The sequence below is a fragment of the Pseudomonas pharyngis genome, assembly GCF_021602345.1.
In the GTDB taxonomy this organism is placed as follows: domain Bacteria; phylum Pseudomonadota; class Gammaproteobacteria; order Pseudomonadales; family Pseudomonadaceae; genus Aquipseudomonas; species Aquipseudomonas pharyngis.
Window position 1 is genome coordinate 786,171 of the sequence record NZ_BQID01000001.1, and the last position, 18,565, is coordinate 804,735.

Sequence of the window (18,565 nt, forward strand, 5' to 3'; positions counted from 1 at the left end):
CCTCCTTCAATTCGGGCGCTAAACGCCGCGCCGTCGTGGTTTTTGCCTGCAAGGCTTCTGAGGATAGACGCCGGAACAAAGTTCAGCCCAAGTGAATCGTTGACTTTTTTAGTAGGAAATTTCGGATCAGCTATTGAAACTCGGGTATATGCCCTCATTGCACAGAACACGCTTATGAATTGGGCAGGTTTGCGTTCGCCAAGAACACACCTGCGCCCTCAATCGGAGATGCAGGTTTATGAAGCAACTGTCCGACGTAAAATTTTCCACCCTCGATCTGGTGCCGGTGCGCGAGAACGGCAGCCCGGCCCAGTCGCTGCGCAACTCGCTGGACCTGGCGCAGCATGTCGAGAAATTTGGCTACACGCGGTTCTGGGTCGCCGAGCACCACAACATGGACGGCATCGCCAGTTCCGCCACCTCGGTGTTGCTGGGTTATCTGGCCGGTGGCACGTCGACCATTCGGGTTGGCTCTGGCGGTGTGATGCTGCCCAACCATGCGCCGCTGGTGATCGCGGAGCAGTTCGGCACCCTCGAAAGCCTGTATCCGGGACGTATCGACCTCGGCCTGGGCCGTGCGCCGGGTTCCGATCAGATGACCGCCCGTGCCTTGCGTCGTGAGCGTTCCGGCAGTGCTGATGATTTCCCCGAAGACGTGGCTGAGCTGGCGCGCTTTCTAGGTCCGCGCACGCCGGATCAGCGGGTGATCGCGATGCCGGGAACCGGCACCAACGTGCCGATCTGGCTGCTCGGCTCGAGTTTGTTCAGTGCGCAACTGGCCGGTGAGCGCGGTTTGCCCTACGCTTTCGCCTCGCATTTCGCACCGCGTTTCATGCACGAGGCGATTCGCGTCTACCGCAATCACTTCAAGCCATCGGCGGTGCTCGACAAGCCGTACGTAATGCTCGGTGTGCCGTTGGTGGCAGCCGACACCGATGAACAGGCCGACTACCTGGCGACCTCGGTGTACCAACGAATCCTCGCGCTGATGCGAGGGCAAAGTCTGGTGCAGCGCCCACCGGTGAAAACCATGGACGGCCTGTGGCTGCCCCACGAGCGTGAGGCCGTGGGTGATTTCCTTGGTCTGGCGATGGTCGGCAGTCCGCAGAAAATCCGCGCGAAACTCGAAGTGCTGATCGAACAGACCCAGGCTGATGAGCTGATCTTCACCTGCGACCTGTACGAGCACGCCGATCGCCTGCATTCCTACGAACTGCTGGCGCAGGTGATGAAGGGCTGAGCCCGATAGCCGCGCACAAAAAAGCCGACGCATTGCGTCGGCTTTTGTTTCTCCGGCGTGATCAGCCGCGGGTGTAGACGATCTCTTTGGCGCCGCCTTCGCAGGTGCCGACGACTTTGCCGCCACTGGCCGCACCCTTGTCGACAATCTCCAGCGAATACCCGGAAACGCCCTTGGCATCCAGCTTGGCCGCGATTTCGGCCTTCAGTTCTTCACAGGGCTTGCCGGCAGCAAACGCACCACCCGCAAGGCTCAACAAACCTACTGCCAATATCAACTTCTTCATCGGTCGCACTCCCTGGTCGGATTAATTAAGGCGGGCATCGAGCCGTTCCCTCGATGCACTCACCTCGTAGCGCATTGCCATTCCTATGGCACTCGGCCAGCGCGCAAGTTCAGAAGCGTAGACCAAACTCAGCTGCTGGCAATCCGGAACCCGACTTTCAGGGTCACTTGAAAGTGGGCAGCCTTGCCATCCTTGATGTGGCCGCGGGTTTCGGTCACTTCAAACCATTCCAGATGCTTGATGCTCTTGTTGGCCTCGGCCAACGCATTGTTGATGGCGTCTTCGATGCTGCTGGTGGACGAACCGACCAGCTCGACTTTCTTGTAGGTGTGATGGTCACTCATGGTGTTCTCCTTGAAGTGTGCAATTGAGCCTAGCAGCGATTTGCCGTGTTGATTTCGGCGACTTGGGGGAATGGAAGTTCAGATTTTCTGCACTTTCCAGAAACGCTGAAGTCCCAACCAACACACGCCACTCATCACCAATGCAGGAGAGCCACCATGGCCAACACCTCGTTACGCAAAGCCTCGTTGCAAAGCATGGAAGCGGAGATCGAGAGTCTGCTCAAGTCGTTGGAAAGCCTGAAGGACGACGCTTCGGACGAGTCGCGCAAGACCCTCAAGGCGCTCAAGAGCAACGCTGAAAGCGCGCTGAAACATTCGCGCAGCCTGCTCAGCGATGCCTACGAAGAAGTCAAAGTCAAAACCCGCGAGACCGGGATTGCCACACGCGATTACGCGCAGGAACACCCGTGGACGACTGCCGGTGTGGCGGTCGGTGCGCTGGGTCTGCTGGCCGCTTACTTGCTGTTCAAGCGCGGCGAGTGATCCGCCTGGCGCAGTTCGTTCCTGAGCCACTGCGCCAATTGCCGGGCGCGCCCGTCCGCGGCGCGCTTGGGTAGCCACAACGCCAGTTGCGCCGGGGTTTCGCTGAAACCCCACGGCGCGACCAGGCGCCCGGCCTTCAAGTCTTCGGTCACCAGCGGTTCCGGTGCGATCGCCACGCCCAGCCCGGCGACGGCCGCTTCCAGCAAGTAATACAAATGCTCGAAACCTTGCCCCATCTTCAACGCCTTGGCGTTGAGGCCGCTTTGCTGCGCCCAGCTCGGCCAGGCTTGCGGGCGTGAAGTCGTGTGCAGCAAGGGTTCATCGAGCAGGGCAATGGGCGGTGCCGATTGCAGGCGCTGGTAGCCGCTGAACAGCGGGCTCATGACCGGGCCGATGCGCTCGCTGGCCAGCTCATAGACTTGCATGTCTGCGGGCCATGGCGGTTCGGCGAACAGCAGCAATGCATCCAGCCCCGGGCGACGCGGGTCGAGATCGCCTTCGCCGGCTGACAGGTGCAGACGCAAATCCGGCAGATCGGTATTCAGCCTTCCCAGTCGCGGAATGAACCAGCGCGCCAGCAAGCTACCGGAGCAACCGAGCACGAACGGCGCATCGGCGGTGCTTTGGGTCAGTTCGGCGCAGACGCTGCGCAAGCGGTCGAACGCCTCGCCGCTGGCATCGCGCAGGCGGATGCCGGCATCTGTGAGTTTCAGGCCACGACCGTCCTTGACGAAAAGACTGACGCCGAGATGCTCTTCCAGCACCTTGAGCTGGCGGCTGACCGCACCGTGGGTGACGTGCAGTTGCTCCGCAGCCTGGCTGACACTGTTCAGGCGGGCGGTGGCTTCGAAGGCGCGCAGGGCGTTCAGCGGGGGAAGGTCATGGCTCATGATATCTGTGAGTTTTCCTGACAGGTTGTGGCGATCTTATCGGTTTTCAGTCTGGAAGGTCAGGGGTAGAGTGAACGCCATTGTCTTCTCGTGAAATCCGCTGGAGCGAACCATGACCCAGACTTCGAACACTTCCGATCTGCGTAGCGGCCCTGACGCCAACGGCCTGTTTGGCTCGTTCGGCGGCCGTTACGTCGCCGAAACCCTGATGCCGTTGATCCTCGATCTGGCCCGCGAATACGAGGCGGCCAAGGAAGATCCGGCGTTCAAAGAGGAATTGGCCTACTTCCAGCGTGACTACGTCGGACGTCCGAGCCCGCTGTATTTCGCCGAGCGCCTGACCGAGTTCTGCGGTGGCGCCAAGATCTACCTCAAGCGCGAAGAGCTGAACCACACCGGCGCGCACAAGATCAACAACTGTATCGGCCAGATCCTGCTGGCGCGGCGCATGGGCAAGAAACGCATCATCGCCGAGACCGGAGCCGGCATGCACGGCGTAGCCACCGCCACCGTGGCTGCGCGTTTCGGTCTGGATTGCGTGATCTACATGGGCACCACCGACATCGAGCGCCAGCAGGCCAACGTGTTCCGCATGAAGCTGCTGGGCGCCGAGGTGATCCCGGTGGTCGCCGGCACCGGCACCCTGAAAGACGCAATGAACGAAGCGCTGCGTGATTGGGTGACCAACGTCGACAGCACCTTCTACCTGATCGGCACTGTGGCCGGTCCGCACCCTTACCCTGCAATGGTTCGCGACTTCCAGGCCGTGATCGGCAAGGAAACCCGCGATCAGCTGCAAGCCCAGGAAGGTCGCCTGCCGGACAGCCTGGTGGCGTGCATTGGTGGCGGTTCCAACGCCATGGGCCTGTTCCACCCGTTCCTCGATGACAAGAGCGTCGAGATCATCGGCGTGGAAGCCGCCGGTTATGGCATCGAGACCGGTAAGCACGCGGCCAGCCTCAACGGTGGCGTACCGGGTGTGTTGCACGGCAACCGCACCTTCCTGCTGCAGGACGACGATGGCCAGATCATCGACGCCCACTCGATTTCCGCCGGCCTCGACTATCCGGGCATCGGCCCTGAGCACGCGTGGTTGCATGACATCGGCCGCGTCCAGTACACCTCGGTGACCGACGACGAAGCCCTCGCTGCGTTCCACCAGTGCTGCCGTCTGGAAGGGATCATTCCGGCACTGGAAAGCGCCCACGCCTTGGCCGAAGTCTTCAAACGTGCACCGAAACTGCCGAAGGATCACCTGATGGTGGTCAACCTGTCCGGCCGCGGCGACAAAGACATGCAGACCGTCATGCACCACATGGAACACTCTCAACAAGAGCAATCGAAGCAGGAGAAACACTGATGAGCCGCCTGCAAACCCGCTTTGCCGAACTCAAAGAACAGAATCGCGCCGCCCTCGTGACCTTCGTCACCGCTGGCGACCCGGACTACGACACTTCGCTGGCGATCCTCAAAGGCCTGCCGAAAGCCGGTGCCGACGTGATCGAACTGGGCATGCCGTTCACCGACCCGATGGCCGATGGCCCGGCGATTCAGCTGGCGAACATCCGTGCCCTGGGCGCCAAGCAGAACCTGGTCAAAACCCTGCAAATGGTCCGCGAGTTCCGCCAGGACAACAGCGACACGCCGCTGGTGCTGATGGGGTACTTCAACCCGATCCACAAGTTCGGCGTCGAGCGCTTCATCGCCGAGGCCAAGGAGGCCGGCGTTGATGGCCTGATCGTGGTCGACATGCCGCCGGAGCATAACTCGGAGCTGTGCGACCCGGCCCAGGCGGCGGGCATCGACTTCATCCGTCTGACCACCCCGACCACCGATGATGCGCGTCTGCCGAAAGTGTTGAACGGCAGCTCCGGCTTTGTTTACTACGTGTCGGTTGCCGGTGTGACCGGCGCCGGTGCGGCGACTCTGGAACACGTCGAGGAAGCGGTGGCGCGTCTGCGTCGTCATACCGATCTGCCGATCAGCATCGGTTTCGGTATCCGCACGCCGGAGCAGGCCGCGTCCATCGCGCGTCTGGCCGACGGTGTGGTGGTGGGCTCGGCGCTGATCGATCACATCGCCAATGCGACCACACCGGACCAGGCCATCGACGGCGTGCTGAGCCTGTGCTCGGCGCTGTCCGAAGGCGTGCGTAAGGCTCGCGTCAGCTGAAGGTAAAGTTCCTGATACAGAGGAATTAGGGCCTCGCGGCACAGACTAATTGAGCAAGACCGAGGGGTTCAGAGCCACGTTCTGAACCCCTTTTTGCTGTCAGTGCAGTGAGGAAAGACCCGATGAAAATGCCGAAACGTCTGATTGCCAGTCTGGGCGTGCTGATGATCAGCGCGACGCCGCTGCTGGCCAGCGCCGATCCGCGCGACGATCACGACCACGGCGGCCCGCAACAGGGCCACTACGACAATCGCGGTGGTGATCACCATGATTGGCAAAACAACCATCGCGGCGGCCCGCCGCCTCGGGACTTCGGCCCGGTGCGTCAGGTGATCCGTGACAATCATGGCTACTTCGTGCGCGGTGCGCCGCCACCTCCAGGCATCCATCTGGTTCGTGGCCGACCGCTGCCCCATGGCTATTACGGCGAGCGCCTGGATAACCGGGCCTTGAGTCGTTTGCCGTATTACCCGGGTTATGAATGGCGTCGTGCCGGCGGTGACATCGTGCTGATCGCGGTAGGCAGCGGGGTCGTTTACGAAGTGCTGGATGGCGTTCTGTACTGATCGTCAGGCAATAAAAAAGACCGCAGCCTTTACGGGCTGCGGTCTTTTGTTTTCAGGGCTGCTGTTCAGGGCAACTCCAATCCGCCCGAGGCTTTGTGCAGTTTGCGCAGATGCTCGCCGATCTGCTTCACGTTGGCCTCGCTGGCCGCAATCTCGGCTGCTCGTTTGGGTTCCAGTAACGCGCGCACTTCCTTATCCAGATCGCCGGTCAAGGCCAGCAACTGTTTCTGACGCTGGCTGCTTTCCGCTTCCAGTCGGCTGAATTCGCTCGGTTGCGGCAGGCCATAACCTCGGGAGTCGAGCAATTCTGCCGGTCGGCTGAGGAAGCCGCTGTTGGCGAGAATCTGCTGCAAGGTGGCGTTGGCCTTGTCCATGCCTCCGTTCTCCAGCTCACGGGCGCCGAGGTAGCGTTGCTTGACCTCATCCTGAGCCAGCAGCAGTTGGCGGCGGAAACTGGCCTGTTCCAGCAATAGCAGTGCGGCACTGGTGCGCAGGTCAGCCCGTTCGAACCATGGACGACGCTCCTCGGCAGACAGCGAAAGCCATTCTTCAACGGTTGTCTGCTTGATCGGCAATTGCTTCTTCAACACATCGAACATCGCTTGATATCGATCACGGAACGAGTCGAAGCGATAACCCAGGCGCAGCGCCTCTTTCGGATCATCGAGCACGCTGGTGTCGGCCAGGCCTCGCCCCTTCAGCACTTCCAGCAAACCGTTGGGCATGATGCTGTCGAGGCCGGTCAACCGGGCGTTATTGCTGCCGCTGCGCAGCAGTTTCAAGCCTTCGACCGCACAGTTGTTGGAGAGGAAGAAGTAATTGCCGTCGTAGCTCCAGTGCATTTCGGCAGCGTGTTCGACCACGCCCTCGATTTCGCTGCGAGAGAGATTCAGCGGCACCGACGCCAGGCTGCGCAGTTCGGTCTTGGTGTATTCGTCGATCACCTGCGCCAGCGGCAGCACGAACAGTCGCGAAGGGTACTTGCCGACCAGCCCGTCCCAGCTCGAGAGCTGCACGTCGCCGACGAAAGCGCGGTACGACAACACCAGATGCTGATCCAGATCCAGTCGGCAGTCCGGCCCGCGTGGCCGGCCCGGTGCGCAGATCACCAGACGCAACATGCTGTGGCCCCAACGGCTGACCCAGTTCTGGTTGGCTTCGGCCAGCAAATAATCCACCGCGTACACCCGTTCCGGATCGACCTGGCCCAGGGGCTGTTTGGCAAAGTCGTTGCCGGCATTGAGGAAAGCGAAGGTTTTGGCGCATTCATCCTTTGCTGGCGGTGCCCAGCCGAAGTGTTCCTGGTAATAGCGATACAGCGCCGGGCGACGACAGGCGTAACTCGGGTCGAGGAGGAAATACTCCATATTGACCGCGACAAACTCCTTCGGGCTGGAGATTTCGTAGAGGTCGGGGCTGCGGGCGATCTGCCGGTTGTGCTGTTCCCGCTCACCCCGACGCCCGACGTATTGCTGCCAGCCGGCGAGGTCGAGCAGGCGTGGATCATCGCTGAGGGTGAAGCGCCGACCGTTCTGGCCGCGGCACTCATCGGGAATGCCGATCAGCCCGGCGCTGTTGTTGCGCCGGGTGCAGCGCTGGATCAGCGTGCGTTCGGCCGCCGGCCACAAGCGCGCGCGATCGTAAATGTGGGTGATTTCGTGCAGCACCGTGGCCAGCAGTTCCCGGCGAACGGTGCCGTGGGGGCGATTGGTTTTTTGAGTGGCCGCGCTGCCATCGGTTAGTCCGGCGAGCAGTTTGCGGTTCAGATCCAGTTCGGAGACGAGCGTCGCCTGACCATAGGCGTTGCCGGGCATGTCGTCGGTCCAGCCGACATCGATGCGCCGATCCAGGCGTTCGATGAAGCTCGGCGGCAATGCCTGCATGGCTTCATCGAGCAGCGCCTGGCTGGCCTGTTGTTGGGTGGGGCTCAAGCCATCGGTCTTGAGCCGCAATTGCAGGCCGGCGTGGGCGCTGTTGCCAAGCAGCAACAACGCCCCGGCCAGCAGCCAGGCGCCGAGTGACCTCACAGTGCGAGGATGGCTTCGGCGAGTACCTGATCACTGGCGTCGCGGGCTTCCGGCACGCGGGTGCGCAAGGTCTTGAAGGCCGCTTCCAGGTTTGCACCACGGATATCACCGTCGCTGGCCACGAAACTGGCAGCGTCGTCATGGGCTTCGCGGATGATTTTCGAATCGCGAATCGACGTAGTAGTGTCGGAGGTGAAATCGATGGTGCGCTGGGAAGCGCGGACGATGATGTTACTGGTGGCTACCAGGGTATGTGCCTGGGCCATATCGGCCAACAACAGCAGGCCAAGGGCGGCAGCAATCAGCGGGCTACGCATGGAACGACTCCGAAAGGACAGGGATGACTATTGGACGAGAATTGCCTGTGCCAGTTCAAGGTCACTGACATGAAGTTTTGGCCGGCTCTTGCGCAGGTAATGCAGCGCAGATTCGAGCTGTGCGCCGCGCATCTGGCCGTCACTGGCAACGAACGCTGCGGCATCGTCGTGCGCGGCGATGATCAGTTTACGGTCGAACGGTGCGGAAGAAACCATGCCCGTGGCCCAGACGCTGACGACGGTGTTCTGTGTGGACACATCGAAGGCGTCTGCCAGAGGAATCCAGCAGGCGGTGAGCAGTAAAGAAGGGATAAGCAGATTTGAAAGAAAACGCATGGGACTCGGCAACTGTTGGCGAGTCCCAAGGCTAGCGCAATGCCCCGACTAGAGCCAGCGCCGAAACATCGGGACACGACCGGCGTGTCCCGCGATGCCCCTGTCGCTTAGATCGTCAGAATGGCCTGGGCCAGCTGTGCGTCGGTCGCGTTCAGTTGCGGAGCCTGATGACGGATGTGATCCAGTGCGCTCTCCAGTTTCACACCACGGATTTCACCTTCGCTGGCCACGAAGCTGGCAGCGTCGTCACGGGCAGCGAGCACGATCTTGTCGTCACGGAAGGACGACGTAACGTCGGAGGTGGCATCTGAAGAAGACTTGAGCGCGCCAACCACGGCGTCGGTGGTCACGATGAAGCTGCTGGCGCTGGCGTTGGCAGCGACGGCCAGCAGGGCGGCGGCGCTAAGAAGACGAAGACGGGACATGGGGGAACTCCTGTGGATAAACCGTATTGAGAGGTGGCTCGGTGTCTGAAGGTCAGACGCCAGTTGCACAGCATTCGCCACGTTCTGAATGGAGCTTAGGCTTCCGTTGCAACTTCGCACAGTGGTCAGGATGCTGGCCTGAACCGATTTCTCGTAACTGTACCTGTCTTGAATTTAAGTATGAGAACTGTACCTGTCCGATGATCGAGGGTGGCTACTCGGTTTTCTCAGGCCACAAACGACAAGACCCGTCGCGGTTTCCCGCGACGGCTCTTGTTTATTCAATTCGGGTTGCTGGCGGTGGGTCTAGCGACCAGAGCCAGCGACGCTGATTAGCGCCAGAACGGCTTGCTCAGCTCTTCGTAGCGTTGTGCTTCGCTGATACCGGCATCGGCCAGCAGACGCGAATCCAGACGAGCCAGTTGGTGGCGGCTGGAGATGCGGCGCTGCCACAACATCAGGTTGGCGATAACGCGCAGAGGCAGGGAAGCCTGGGTTTTTGCAGCTTTGTCTTCGAAGAACAGTTCGGAACTGAGTGTACGTTCCATGGTTGACATCCTTCCGCTTGTGGCGGGATTAGGTAGTGGTTTAACTGGTGCCCATGATCCTCTCGTTTGGCCAGACTCTCTAGATACAGTTCACCTGTATTGTGAGTGACCAGTTAACTGTTTATATGGGGTGTACGGGTCAAAATTGCGCAAACTGTACCTGTCTGCGCTTATTTGGTGCATTTTGACCCAGTTTGATGATGTGAGTAGGTAAAAGCTGTAGGAAATGACCGGTACAGCAGTACAGTTTTTGACGATTGCAGTGGTTTTCAAAATCCCGCTGGCGAAACTGTGTTTGCGCCAGCGGAAAATCTGTGCGGATTACACCGCCAGCATGCGTCCGGTTTCTTCCAGATTGATGTGCCAGCTCAGGGCGTCACGCAGAATGTGCGGGGTGTGGCCGCCGATCGCGCAGGCTTTGTCAAAGTAGTCGTTCAGCGCCTGGCGGAAGTCCGGGTGCACACAGTTGTCGATGATCACCCGGGCGCGTTCCCGTGGCGCCAGGCCGCGCAGGTCAGCCAGGCCCACCTCGGTCACCAGGATGTCGACGTCATGCTCGGTATGGTCGACGTGGCTGACCATCGGCACCACGCTGGAAATCGCGCCGCCCTTGGCGATCGACTTGGTCACGAACACCGCCAGGTGTGCGTTGCGAGCGAAGTCGCCCGAGCCACCGATGCCGTTCATCATCCGCGTGCCGCAGACGTGGGTCGAGTTGACGTTGCCATAGATGTCGAACTCAAGGGCCGTGTTGATGCCGATGATGCCTAGGCGCCGCACCACTTCCGGGTGGTTGGAGATTTCCTGCGGGCGCAACACCAGCTTGTCTTTGTACTTCTCCAGATTGCCGAACACGTCGCTGTTGCGCCGCTCCGACAGGGTGATCGAGCTGCCCGAGGCGAAGCTCAGCTTGCCGGCGTCGATCAGGTCGAAGGTCGAGTCCTGCAGCACTTCGGAGTACATGGTCAGGTCTTCGAACGGCGAATCGATCAGCCCGCACATCACCGCGTTGGCAATGTTGCCGATCCCGGCCTGCAACGGGCCGAGCTTGTTGGTCATGCGCCCGGCGTCGACTTCCTGCTTGAGGAAAGTGATCAGGTGATCGGCGATGGCTTTGGTATCGACATCCGGCGAGGACACGGTGGACGGCGAGTCCGACTGCTGGGTGATGACGATGGCGACAATCTTCTCCGGTGGGATCGGGATCGCGGTGCTGCCGATGCGGTCGTCGACCTTTACCAGCGGGATCGGCGTGCGGGTCGGGCGGTAGGTCGGAATATAGATGTCGTGCAGACCTTCGAGGTTGGCGTTGTGCGCCAGGTTGATCTCGACGATCACGTGTTTGGCGAAGATCGCGAAGCTCGCCGAGTTGCCCACCGAAGTGGTCGGCACGATGTGGCCCTGTTCGGTGATGGCCACGGCTTCGATGACGGCGATGTCCGGCAGCTTCAGTTGCTGGTTGCGCAATTGCTCGACGGTTTCCGACAGGTGCTGGTCGATGAACATCACTTCGCCGGCGTTGATTGCCTTGCGCAAGGTGCTGTCGACCTGAAACGGCATGCGCCGGGACAGCACGCCAGCCTCGGTCAGTTGCTTGTCGAGGTCGTTGCCCAGACTGGCGCCGGTCATCAGGCTGATCTTCAGCGGCGTGACCTTGGCTCGCTCGGCCAGCGCATGGGGCACGGCCTTGGCTTCGCCGGCGCGGGTGAAGCCGCTCATGCCGACGGTCATGCCGTCCTCAATCAGCGCAGCGGCGTCGGCGGCGCTCATCACTTTATCCAACAACGAAGGCAGGCGAATACGGTCACGGTACATGGATTATTTTCTCGGGCAGCGAGTAGCAGGATGCGCAGTCTAGTGAATTTCGCGAGCGCCTGTCCCGCTACCAAGGTCGCAAACGAGGCGTCTATTTAGCGGGTTTCAAGTAAAACACCGTTACTGGATCTGCAACAACGCGGCAAATTGTCCGACGTTTTGCGCAAACAAAAACGCCCCGACAAGTCGGGGCGTTCGGTGTTGCCGGCGAGGGTTACTCGACCGCTTTGACCATGTCTTCGATGACTTTTTTCGCGTCGCCGAACACCATCATGGTCTTGTCCAGGTAGAACAGTTCGTTGTCCAGACCGGCATAGCCGCTGGCCATCGAGCGCTTGTTGACGATGATGGTCTTGGCCTTGAACGCTTCGAGGATCGGCATGCCGGCAATCGGCGATTTCGGATCGTTCTTGGCGGCCGGGTTCACCACGTCGTTGGCGCCGAGCACCAGCACCACGTCGGCCTGACCGAACTCGGAGTTGATGTCTTCCATCTCGAACACCTGGTCGTACGGCACTTCGGCCTCGGCCAGCAGTACGTTCATGTGGCCAGGCATCCGACCGGCCACCGGGTGGATCGCGTATTTCACGGTCACGCCATGGTGGGTCAGCTTCTCGGTCAGCTCTTTCAATGCGTGCTGTGCACGGGCCACCGCCAGGCCGTAACCCGGAACGATGATCACGGTGTCGGCGTTGGTCAGCAGGAACGTCGCGTCGTCAGCCGAACCGGATTTCACCGGACGGGCTTCCTTCTCACCGGCAGGACCGGCGTCTGCTGTATTGCCAAAACCGCCGAGCAGGACATTAAAGAAGGAACGGTTCATCGCCTTGCACATGATGTACGAGAGGATCGCACCACTCGAACCCACCAGCGAGCCGGCAATGATCAGCATCGAGTTGTTCAGCGAGAAGCCGATACCCGCCGCCGCCCAGCCGGAATAGCTGTTGAGCATCGACACCACCACCGGCATGTCGGCGCCGCCGATCGGGATGATGATCAGCACGCCCATGACGAACGCCAGGGCCAGCATCAGCGCGAACGCGGCGAGGTTGCCGGTCAGCATGAAGGTGACACCGAGGATCAGCGTCGCCAGACCCAGTACCGCGTTCAGCTTGTGCTGACCGCTGAACTGTACCGGTGCACCCTGGAACAGACGGAACTTGTACTTGCCCGACAGCTTGCCGAAGGCGATCACCGAACCGGAGAAGGTAATTGCACCGATGGCCGCGCCGAGGAACAGCTCCAGGCGGTTACCCGCCGGGATCGAGTCACCCAGTTGCTTGACGATGCCCAGCGACTGCGGCTCGACCACCGCCGCAATGGCGATGAACACCGCTGCCAGGCCGATCATGCTGTGCATGAATGCAACCAGCTCCGGCATCTTGGTCATTTCAACGCGCTTGGCCATGATCGAACCGGCAGTGCCGCCGATCAGCAGGCCGACGATCACGTAACCGATGCCAGCAGTGGCCAGCTCAGCGCCCAGCTTATAGATGAGGCCGACCGTGGTGATGATTGCCAGTGCCATGCCGAGCATGCCGAACAGGTTGCCGCGGCGCGATGTGGTCGGGTGCGACAGGCCTTTGAGGGCCTGGATAAAGCAGATCGACGCGATCAGGTAGAGCGTCGTGACGAGGTTCATGCTCATTACTTAGGCGCCTCTTCTTTTGCTTTCGGGGCTTTCTTCTTGAACATCTCAAGCATGCGGCGGGTGACCAGGAAGCCACCGAACACGTTGACCGCGGCGAGTGCCACGGCGAGGGTGCCCATGGTCTTGCCCAGCGGGGTGACAGTCAGGGCGGCGGCGAGCATGGCGCCGACGATCACGATCGCCGAAATGGCGTTGGTCACTGCCATCAAAGGCGTGTGCAGCGCGGGTGTAACGTTCCAGACCACGTGATAACCGACATAAATCGCCAGCACGAAGATGATCAGGTTGTAGATACCGGGGGAGATAAGCTCTTCCATCGTCTGAATCCCTGCTTAGGCGTTTTTGCGGATGACTTGGCCGTCGCGGCACATCAGGCACGCGGCGACGATGTCGTCTTCGAGGTTCACTTCGAACTGGCCTTCTTTGGTGAAGACCAGCTTCAGGAAGTCCAGCAGGTTGCGTGCGTACAGCGCCGAGGCGTCTGCGGCGACTTCACCGGCGAGGTTGGTCGGGCCGACGATGGTCACGCCGTTCTCGATCACGACCTGATCGGCCACGGTCAGCGGGCAGTTGCCACCCTGGGCTGCCGCGAGGTCGATGACCACCGAGCCGGGTTTCATCTGCGCGACGGTGTCCGCACTCAGCAGCGTCGGTGCCTTGCGGCCCGGGATCAGTGCGGTGGTGATGACAATGTCAGCCTGCTTGGCGCGCTCGTGCACGGCCTGGGCCTGACGCTGCATCCAGCTCGCCGGCATCGGGCGTGCGTAACCGCCGACGCCGACCGCACATTCGCGTTCTTCATCGGTCTCGTAAGGCACGTCGACGAACTTGGCGCCGAGGGATTCGATCTGTTCCTTCACGGCCGGACGTACGTCGGACGCTTCGATGACGGCACCCAGACGTTTCGCCGTGGCAATCGCCTGCAACCCGGCCACACCAGCCCCCAGAATCAGCACGCGCGCTGCTTTCACGGTGCCCGCAGCCGTCATCAGCATCGGCATGAAGCGCGGATAGTAGTGAGCAGCCAGCAGCACGGCTTTATAGCCGGCAATGTTCGCCTGGGACGACAACACGTCGAGACTCTGGGCCCGGGAGGTGCGTGGCGCCGCTTCCAGGGCGAACGCGGTAATCCCGCACTCGGCCATCTTCGCGATGGTGTCGTTGTTGAACGGGTTGAGCATGCCCACCAGCACCGTTCCGCGCTTGATCAGCGTCAGTTCGGCATCGCTTGGCGCGACCACTTTGAGAATCAGCTCGGCGCCAAACGCGTCATTGGCACTGCCAATGGTTGCGCCTGCCGCTTCATAGGCACTGTCGACAACGCTGGCTTTAACGCCGGCGCCGGTTTGCACAGTGACCTTATGACCTTGGCTGATCAGCTTTTTAATGGTTTCCGGGGTTGCAGCAACCCGTGTTTCACCGGTCTGGGTTTCGAGAGGAACACCAATGTGCACGTCAAATCTCCTGCGTGATCTTATTGAGTAAACCCATGCACTACGGATGGTGCGACTGGGGCGGCCGATCAGCACGATCCCGCCAAATCAGGGCGGGGCGCGGCATTTTGCAGGCGAAGTTTATGCCCTTCAAGGGATTATGACGGGTGACGGAAAATTAACTACAAGTCATCCCGTGACCGAATGTCGCAGATGGCCAGTTGAATCCCTTGCAGGCCGTGCCTTTCAAGGAGTCTGGATGAATTTGAAGAATTTTCTCATCGGTGACGTGAATAGGCCGCAATGCGTCGCGAATGAGGGCGCAAAGCCACGTCGGCAGGCGCTTGTGGGACGTCTGTACGACTTTCGGATACAGTCTGTCTATTTGCGACAAATAGTTATATCTGTAGGGCTTTGATTTTCCTGACTACGAGGTTAGTAATCGCTGTAGCCCTTTATCCTTCTGGGTTGTAGCTGTGTGCCTGGTTCACCAGCCAATCGCGAAAAGCCTTGAGTGACGCCGATTCGACCTTTCGCTCCGGAATCATCAGGTAATACGCCTTGATGCTGGAGAGTGCGTTCGGGTTGGCAATCACCAGGCGATTTTCGGCCAGTTCGCGCTGAATCAGGAACGGTGGGATCAGCGCGAGGCCCATGTCGTGCATGGCGGCCTGGGCCAGCATGGAGAATAGCTCGTAGCGCGGACCTGTCATGTCGCGGGGGATGTTCAGGTGTTGCGAGTTGAACCACTGTCGCCAGGCGTAGGGGCGGGTGGTTTGCTGGAGGAGCGGCAGATCGGCGATTTCTTCGGGTGTCAGACTGTTCTTGTCACCAAGCAAGGCAGGGCTGCACACCGGCATCGGATTCTCGCCCATCAACCTGTGGGATTCGGTACCGGACCAGTCGGCATCGCCAAAGTAGATGGCGGCATCGAAGTCAGTGTCGGCAAACAGGAATGGGCGCGTGCGGTTGGTCAGGTTGACTGTCACTTCCGGATGTTTGAGCTGGAAGTCCTTCAGTCTTGGCAACAGCCATTGCGTGCCGAACGTGGGCACCACGGCGAGCTCAATCACATTGGTGCCTTGCTGACCCATCACCGACAGGGTGTCGCGCTCTACGGCATCGAGTTGGGTCGCTACCCGACGGCTGTATGAAAGCCCCGCTTCCGTCAGCTTCACTCCGCGACGCGAGCGCCGGAAAAGTTCGACGCTGAGGAAATCTTCCAGGCTGGCGATCTGTCGACAAATGGCGCCCTGGGTGAGGGAAAGTTCTTCGGCGGCCCTGGTAAAGCTCTCGTGACGGGCAGCGGCCTCGAAGCTGATCAGGGCGGTGGTGCTGGGGATCTTGCGGCGCATGTACGTCAACCTCACTAATACATCGCTTAATCGGCATTTCGCGACGTTTCGGAGTGAGAAATTAACACAACAGGATGCGAAATCCTCGTTTGCCGGGACAGCGAAGCGGGCCTAGGATCAATGCCAGGTTAATTCACCCGATTTGCGAGGACTCACTCATGGGCGGTAAAGCTAGCTTCAACTGGATCGATCCCCTGCTGCTGGATCAACAGCTGACTGAAGAAGAACGCATGATCCGCGACACTGCCGAGCAATTCGCCCAGCAGAGCCTCGCTCCACGTGTTCTTGAAGCCTTCCGCCATGAGAAGACCGATCCGGCGATCTTCCGTGAAATGGGTGAGGTCGGCCTGTTGGGCGCGACCATCCCCGAGCATTACGGTGGCAGCGGCCTCAACTACGTCAGCTATGGCCTGATTGCCCGTGAAGTCGAGCGTGTCGACTCCGGCTACCGTTCGATGATGAGTGTGCAGTCTTCGCTGGTGATGGTGCCGATCAACGAGTTCGGCACCGAAGCACAGAAGCAGAAGTACCTGCCGAAGCTGGCGTCCGGCGAGTGGATCGGCTGCTTCGGTCTGACCGAACCGAACCACGGTTCCGACCCGGGCGCGATGATTACGCGTGCACGCAAAGTCGACGGCGGCTACAGCCTGACCGGCGCCAAGATGTGGATCACCAACAGCCCGATCGCCGATGTGTTCGTGGTGTGGGCCAAAGATGATGCTGGCGATATTCGCGGCTTCGTTCTTGAGAAGGGCTGGAAAGGCCTGAGTGCTCCGGCGATTCACGGCAAGGTTGGCCTGCGGGCTTCGATCACCGGCGAAATCGTCATGGACAACGTGTTCGTGCCGGAAGAGAACATCTTCCCGGATGTACGTGGTCTGAAAGGTCCGTTCACCTGCCTCAACTCCGCACGTTATGGCATTTCCTGGGGGGCGCTGGGCGCGGCCGAGTTCTGCTGGCACACCGCTCGCCAGTACACCCTGGATCGTCAACAGTTCGGTCGTCCGCTGGCCGCCACTCAGTTGATCCAGAAGAAGCTGGCTGACATGCAGACCGAGATCACTTTGGCACTGCAAGGCTGTCTGCGTCTGGGTCGCATGAAGGACGAAGGCACTGCTGCGGTTGAAATCACTTCGATCATGAAGCGCAACTCTTGCGGCAAGTCTCTCGAGATCGCCCGCATGGCGCGTGACATGTTGGGCGGCAACGGGATCTCTGATGAGTTCGGTGTGGCCCGTCACCTGGTCAACCTGGAAGTGGTGAATACCTATGAAGGTACGCACGACGTTCACGCGTTGATCCTCGGTCGTGCGCAGACCGGCCTGCAGGCGTTCTATTAATAGGAGAACGACCATGGGCGCGCTGTCGCATCTGCGGGTACTGGATTTATCGCGAGTGCTGGCCGGCCCGTGGGCTGGTCAGATCCTGGCCGATCTCGGAGCGGAAGTGATCAAGGTCGAGCGCCCAGGTAATGGTGACGATACCCGCGCCTGGGGGCCGCCCTTCCTGAAAGACGCTTACGGCGAGAACACCAGCGAGGCGGCTTATTACCTGTCGGCCAATCGTAACAAGCAATCGGTGACGATCGACTTCACGCGTCCCGAGGGTCAGAAGCTGGTACGGGAGTTGGCCGCCAAGTCCGACATCCTGATCGAGAACTTCAAGGTGGGTGGTCTGGCGGCTTATGGCCTGGATTACGAATCGCTGAAGGCGATCAATCCGGATCTGATCTATTGCTCGATCACCGGTTTTGGTCAGACCGGGCCGTATGCAAAGCGTGCGGGTTATGACTTCATGATCCAGGGGCTTGGTGGGCTGATGAGTCTGACCGGGCGACCTGAGGGTGATGAAGGGGCCGGGCCGGTAAAGGTGGGTGTGGCGCTTACGGATATCCTGACGGGCCTGTATTCGACCGTGGCGATCCTGGCGGCGCTGGCTCATCGTGATCACGATGGCGGCGGGCAGCATATCGATATGGCGCTGCTGGATGTTCAGGTCGCATGCCTGGCCAACCAGGCGATGAACTATCTGACGACGGGCACTGCGCCAAAGCGGCTGGGGAATGCGCATCCGAACATCGTGCCGTATCAGGATTTTCCTACGGCTGACGGTGACTTCATTCTCACGGTGGGTAATGACGGACAGTTCCGCAAGTTCGCCGAAGTGGCGGGGCAACCGCAGTGGGCGGATGATCCGCGTTTCGCGACTAATAAGCTGCGAGTCGCGAATCGGGCCGTCCTGATTCCGCTGATCCGCCAGGCGACCGTCTTCAAGACCACCGCAGAGTGGGTGAGTCAGCTGGAGCAGGCGGGCGTGCCATGCGGGCCGATCAATGATCTGTCACAGGTGTTCGAGGATCCGCAGGTGAAATCGCGCGGGTTGGCGATCGAGCTGCCTCACGCGCTGGCGGGGATGGTGCCGCAGGTGGCTAGCCCGATTCGGTTGTCGCGGACTCCTGTCGAGTATCGCCGTGCGCCTCCTTTGTTGGGGGAGCATACCTTGGAGGTTTTGCAGCGGGTGCTGGGGCTGGGAGCGGGTGCAGTGGCTGCGATGAAAGAGGATGGAGTGCTCTGAGAGTTCTCTCTATATAGAAGGGATATTGAATCCTTCTTCTATATAGAGGGAGTTGGATGTTTTTTGGCCTATCTGCAAGTTATTGAAAGAAAGCCGAAATTAA

Annotated in this window: 20 protein-coding genes; 7 read left to right on the plus strand and 13 right to left on the minus strand. The window is 60.3% G+C overall.

Features of this window, described 5'->3' with window-relative positions; translation table 11 throughout:
* Positions 1 to 238: 238 nt before the first annotated feature.
* Positions 239 to 1,240 (plus strand): LLM class flavin-dependent oxidoreductase, encoded by a 1,002-nt coding sequence (locus L6D74_RS03600; RefSeq protein WP_039764807.1) that lies wholly within the window; start codon positions 239 to 241, stop codon positions 1,238 to 1,240.
* Positions 1,241 to 1,301: 61 nt separating this feature from the next.
* Here L6D74_RS03600 and L6D74_RS03605 read toward each other — a convergent pair whose 3' ends face one another.
* Together L6D74_RS03605 and L6D74_RS03610 are read right to left on the minus strand one after the other, a co-directional pair.
* On the minus strand, positions 1,302 to 1,526 hold the full coding sequence (locus L6D74_RS03605; protein WP_039764805.1) for a DUF1161 domain-containing protein: 225 nt from the start codon (positions 1,524 to 1,526) through the stop codon (positions 1,302 to 1,304).
* Between the two features lie 128 nt (positions 1,527 to 1,654).
* Positions 1,655 to 1,870: a dodecin gene (locus L6D74_RS03610; protein ID WP_007953919.1), complete on the minus strand. Its 216-nt coding sequence runs from the start codon at positions 1,868 to 1,870 to the stop codon at positions 1,655 to 1,657.
* A gap of 156 nt (positions 1,871 to 2,026) precedes the next feature.
* Here L6D74_RS03610 and L6D74_RS03615 point away from each other — a divergent pair, with 156 nt between their 5' ends.
* The gene (locus L6D74_RS03615; protein WP_011331820.1) at positions 2,027 to 2,353 is read left to right on the plus strand and encodes an ElaB/YgaM/YqjD family protein; all 327 of its coding nucleotides are present in this window, start codon (positions 2,027 to 2,029) and stop codon (positions 2,351 to 2,353) included.
* Here the strand turns inward: L6D74_RS03615 and L6D74_RS03620 are convergent.
* Positions 2,326 to 3,243 carry a LysR family transcriptional regulator gene (locus L6D74_RS03620; RefSeq protein WP_085647201.1) on the minus strand — a complete coding sequence of 306 codons (918 nt, stop codon included), beginning with the start codon at positions 3,241 to 3,243 and terminating at the stop codon, positions 2,326 to 2,328. The genes L6D74_RS03615 and L6D74_RS03620 overlap by 28 nt on opposite strands.
* A 112-nt stretch (positions 3,244 to 3,355) precedes the next feature.
* Between L6D74_RS03620 and trpB the strand changes: the two genes are divergently transcribed.
* The 3 genes from trpB (at position 3,356) to L6D74_RS03635 (ending at position 5,981) form a co-directional block, all read left to right on the plus strand.
* On the plus strand, positions 3,356 to 4,603 hold the full coding sequence (gene trpB, locus L6D74_RS03625) for a tryptophan synthase subunit beta (protein ID WP_236187685.1): 1,248 nt from the start codon (positions 3,356 to 3,358) through the stop codon (positions 4,601 to 4,603).
* Positions 4,603 to 5,415, plus strand: a complete 813-nt coding sequence (gene trpA, locus L6D74_RS03630; protein WP_039764800.1) for a tryptophan synthase subunit alpha — start codon at positions 4,603 to 4,605, stop codon at positions 5,413 to 5,415. Before trpB ends, trpA begins: the two co-directional genes overlap by 1 nt.
* A gap of 122 nt (positions 5,416 to 5,537) precedes the next feature.
* The gene (locus L6D74_RS03635) at positions 5,538 to 5,981 is read left to right on the plus strand and encodes an anti-virulence regulator CigR family protein (RefSeq protein WP_085748068.1); all 444 of its coding nucleotides are present in this window, start codon (positions 5,538 to 5,540) and stop codon (positions 5,979 to 5,981) included.
* A gap of 65 nt (positions 5,982 to 6,046) precedes the next feature.
* Here the strand turns inward: L6D74_RS03635 and L6D74_RS03640 are convergent, their stop codons facing one another.
* From L6D74_RS03640 to L6D74_RS03685, 10 genes are all read right to left on the minus strand, one after another.
* Positions 6,047 to 8,008 carry a DUF7844 domain-containing protein gene (locus L6D74_RS03640; RefSeq protein ID WP_236187686.1) on the minus strand — a complete coding sequence of 654 codons (1,962 nt, stop codon included), beginning with the start codon at positions 8,006 to 8,008 and terminating at the stop codon, positions 6,047 to 6,049.
* The gene (locus L6D74_RS03645) at positions 8,005 to 8,325 is read right to left on the minus strand and encodes a DUF2388 domain-containing protein (protein WP_039764795.1); all 321 of its coding nucleotides are present in this window, start codon (positions 8,323 to 8,325) and stop codon (positions 8,005 to 8,007) included. The genes L6D74_RS03640 and L6D74_RS03645 overlap by 4 nt, the downstream gene beginning before the upstream one ends.
* Positions 8,326 to 8,352: 27 nt before the next feature.
* Entirely contained in the window at positions 8,353 to 8,661 is a 309-nt protein-coding gene (locus L6D74_RS03650; protein WP_064592548.1) for a DUF2388 domain-containing protein, read from the minus strand.
* A gap of 107 nt (positions 8,662 to 8,768) precedes the next feature.
* Positions 8,769 to 9,086, minus strand: coding sequence for a DUF2388 domain-containing protein (locus tag L6D74_RS03655; RefSeq protein ID WP_064592550.1), 318 nt, complete (start codon positions 9,084 to 9,086; stop codon positions 8,769 to 8,771).
* 332 nt (positions 9,087 to 9,418) lie between these two features.
* Positions 9,419 to 9,634 (minus strand): DUF1127 domain-containing protein, encoded by a 216-nt coding sequence (locus L6D74_RS03660; RefSeq protein WP_003220409.1) that lies wholly within the window; start codon positions 9,632 to 9,634, stop codon positions 9,419 to 9,421.
* 321 nt (positions 9,635 to 9,955) lie between these two features.
* Positions 9,956 to 11,449 carry an acetyl-CoA hydrolase/transferase family protein gene (locus L6D74_RS03665; RefSeq protein ID WP_064592552.1) on the minus strand — a complete coding sequence of 498 codons (1,494 nt, stop codon included), beginning with the start codon at positions 11,447 to 11,449 and terminating at the stop codon, positions 9,956 to 9,958.
* 214 nt (positions 11,450 to 11,663) lie between these two features.
* Positions 11,664 to 13,097, minus strand: a complete 1,434-nt coding sequence (locus L6D74_RS03670) for an NAD(P)(+) transhydrogenase (Re/Si-specific) subunit beta (protein ID WP_085613551.1) — start codon at positions 13,095 to 13,097, stop codon at positions 11,664 to 11,666.
* Positions 13,097 to 13,417 (minus strand): NAD(P) transhydrogenase subunit alpha part 2, encoded by a 321-nt coding sequence (locus L6D74_RS03675; RefSeq protein ID WP_003220416.1) that lies wholly within the window; start codon positions 13,415 to 13,417, stop codon positions 13,097 to 13,099. The genes L6D74_RS03670 and L6D74_RS03675 overlap by 1 nt, the downstream gene beginning before the upstream one ends.
* A gap of 15 nt (positions 13,418 to 13,432) precedes the next feature.
* A complete protein-coding gene (locus L6D74_RS03680; protein WP_011331831.1) occupies positions 13,433 to 14,554 on the minus strand; it encodes a Re/Si-specific NAD(P)(+) transhydrogenase subunit alpha in 1,122 nt (373 codons plus the stop codon).
* 434 nt (positions 14,555 to 14,988) lie between these two features.
* Positions 14,989 to 15,888: a LysR family transcriptional regulator gene (locus L6D74_RS03685; RefSeq protein ID WP_236187687.1), complete on the minus strand. Its 900-nt coding sequence runs from the start codon at positions 15,886 to 15,888 to the stop codon at positions 14,989 to 14,991.
* Positions 15,889 to 16,046: 158 nt separating this feature from the next.
* Between L6D74_RS03685 and L6D74_RS03690 the strand changes: the two genes are divergently transcribed.
* Positions 16,047 to 17,228, plus strand: a complete 1,182-nt coding sequence (locus tag L6D74_RS03690) for an acyl-CoA dehydrogenase (protein WP_236187688.1) — start codon at positions 16,047 to 16,049, stop codon at positions 17,226 to 17,228.
* A gap of 13 nt (positions 17,229 to 17,241) precedes the next feature.
* Entirely contained in the window at positions 17,242 to 18,462 is a 1,221-nt protein-coding gene (locus tag L6D74_RS03695) for a CaiB/BaiF CoA transferase family protein (RefSeq protein ID WP_085647208.1), read from the plus strand.
* Positions 18,463 to 18,565: the final 103 nt, after the last annotated feature.

Excerpts from the sequence above, each read along its gene's own strand:
- L6D74_RS03600 (WP_039764807.1), top strand. The coding sequence starts at position 239 with ATGAAGCAACTGTCCGACGTAAAATTTTCCACCCTCGATCTGGTGCCG.
- L6D74_RS03605 (WP_039764805.1), bottom strand. The coding sequence starts at position 1,526 with ATGAAGAAGTTGATATTGGCAGTAGGTTTGTTGAGCCTTGCGGGTGGT.
- L6D74_RS03610 (WP_007953919.1), bottom strand. The coding sequence starts at position 1,870 with ATGAGTGACCATCACACCTACAAGAAAGTCGAGCTGGTCGGTTCGTCC.
- L6D74_RS03615 (WP_011331820.1), top strand. The coding sequence starts at position 2,027 with ATGGCCAACACCTCGTTACGCAAAGCCTCGTTGCAAAGCATGGAAGCG.
- L6D74_RS03620 (WP_085647201.1), bottom strand. The coding sequence starts at position 3,243 with ATGAGCCATGACCTTCCCCCGCTGAACGCCCTGCGCGCCTTCGAAGCC.
- trpB (WP_236187685.1), top strand. The coding sequence starts at position 3,356 with ATGACCCAGACTTCGAACACTTCCGATCTGCGTAGCGGCCCTGACGCC.
- trpA (WP_039764800.1), top strand. The coding sequence starts at position 4,603 with ATGAGCCGCCTGCAAACCCGCTTTGCCGAACTCAAAGAACAGAATCGC.
- L6D74_RS03635 (WP_085748068.1), top strand. The coding sequence starts at position 5,538 with ATGAAAATGCCGAAACGTCTGATTGCCAGTCTGGGCGTGCTGATGATC.
- L6D74_RS03645 (WP_039764795.1), bottom strand. The coding sequence starts at position 8,325 with ATGCGTAGCCCGCTGATTGCTGCCGCCCTTGGCCTGCTGTTGTTGGCC.
- L6D74_RS03650 (WP_064592548.1), bottom strand. The coding sequence starts at position 8,661 with ATGCGTTTTCTTTCAAATCTGCTTATCCCTTCTTTACTGCTCACCGCC.
- L6D74_RS03655 (WP_064592550.1), bottom strand. The coding sequence starts at position 9,086 with ATGTCCCGTCTTCGTCTTCTTAGCGCCGCCGCCCTGCTGGCCGTCGCT.
- L6D74_RS03660 (WP_003220409.1), bottom strand. The coding sequence starts at position 9,634 with ATGGAACGTACACTCAGTTCCGAACTGTTCTTCGAAGACAAAGCTGCA.
- L6D74_RS03665 (WP_064592552.1), bottom strand. The coding sequence starts at position 11,449 with ATGTACCGTGACCGTATTCGCCTGCCTTCGTTGTTGGATAAAGTGATG.
- L6D74_RS03670 (WP_085613551.1), bottom strand. The coding sequence starts at position 13,097 with ATGAGCATGAACCTCGTCACGACGCTCTACCTGATCGCGTCGATCTGC.
- L6D74_RS03675 (WP_003220416.1), bottom strand. The coding sequence starts at position 13,417 with ATGGAAGAGCTTATCTCCCCCGGTATCTACAACCTGATCATCTTCGTG.
- L6D74_RS03685 (WP_236187687.1), bottom strand. The coding sequence starts at position 15,888 with ATGCGCCGCAAGATCCCCAGCACCACCGCCCTGATCAGCTTCGAGGCC.
- L6D74_RS03690 (WP_236187688.1), top strand. The coding sequence starts at position 16,047 with ATGGGCGGTAAAGCTAGCTTCAACTGGATCGATCCCCTGCTGCTGGAT.
- L6D74_RS03695 (WP_085647208.1), top strand. The coding sequence starts at position 17,242 with ATGGGCGCGCTGTCGCATCTGCGGGTACTGGATTTATCGCGAGTGCTG.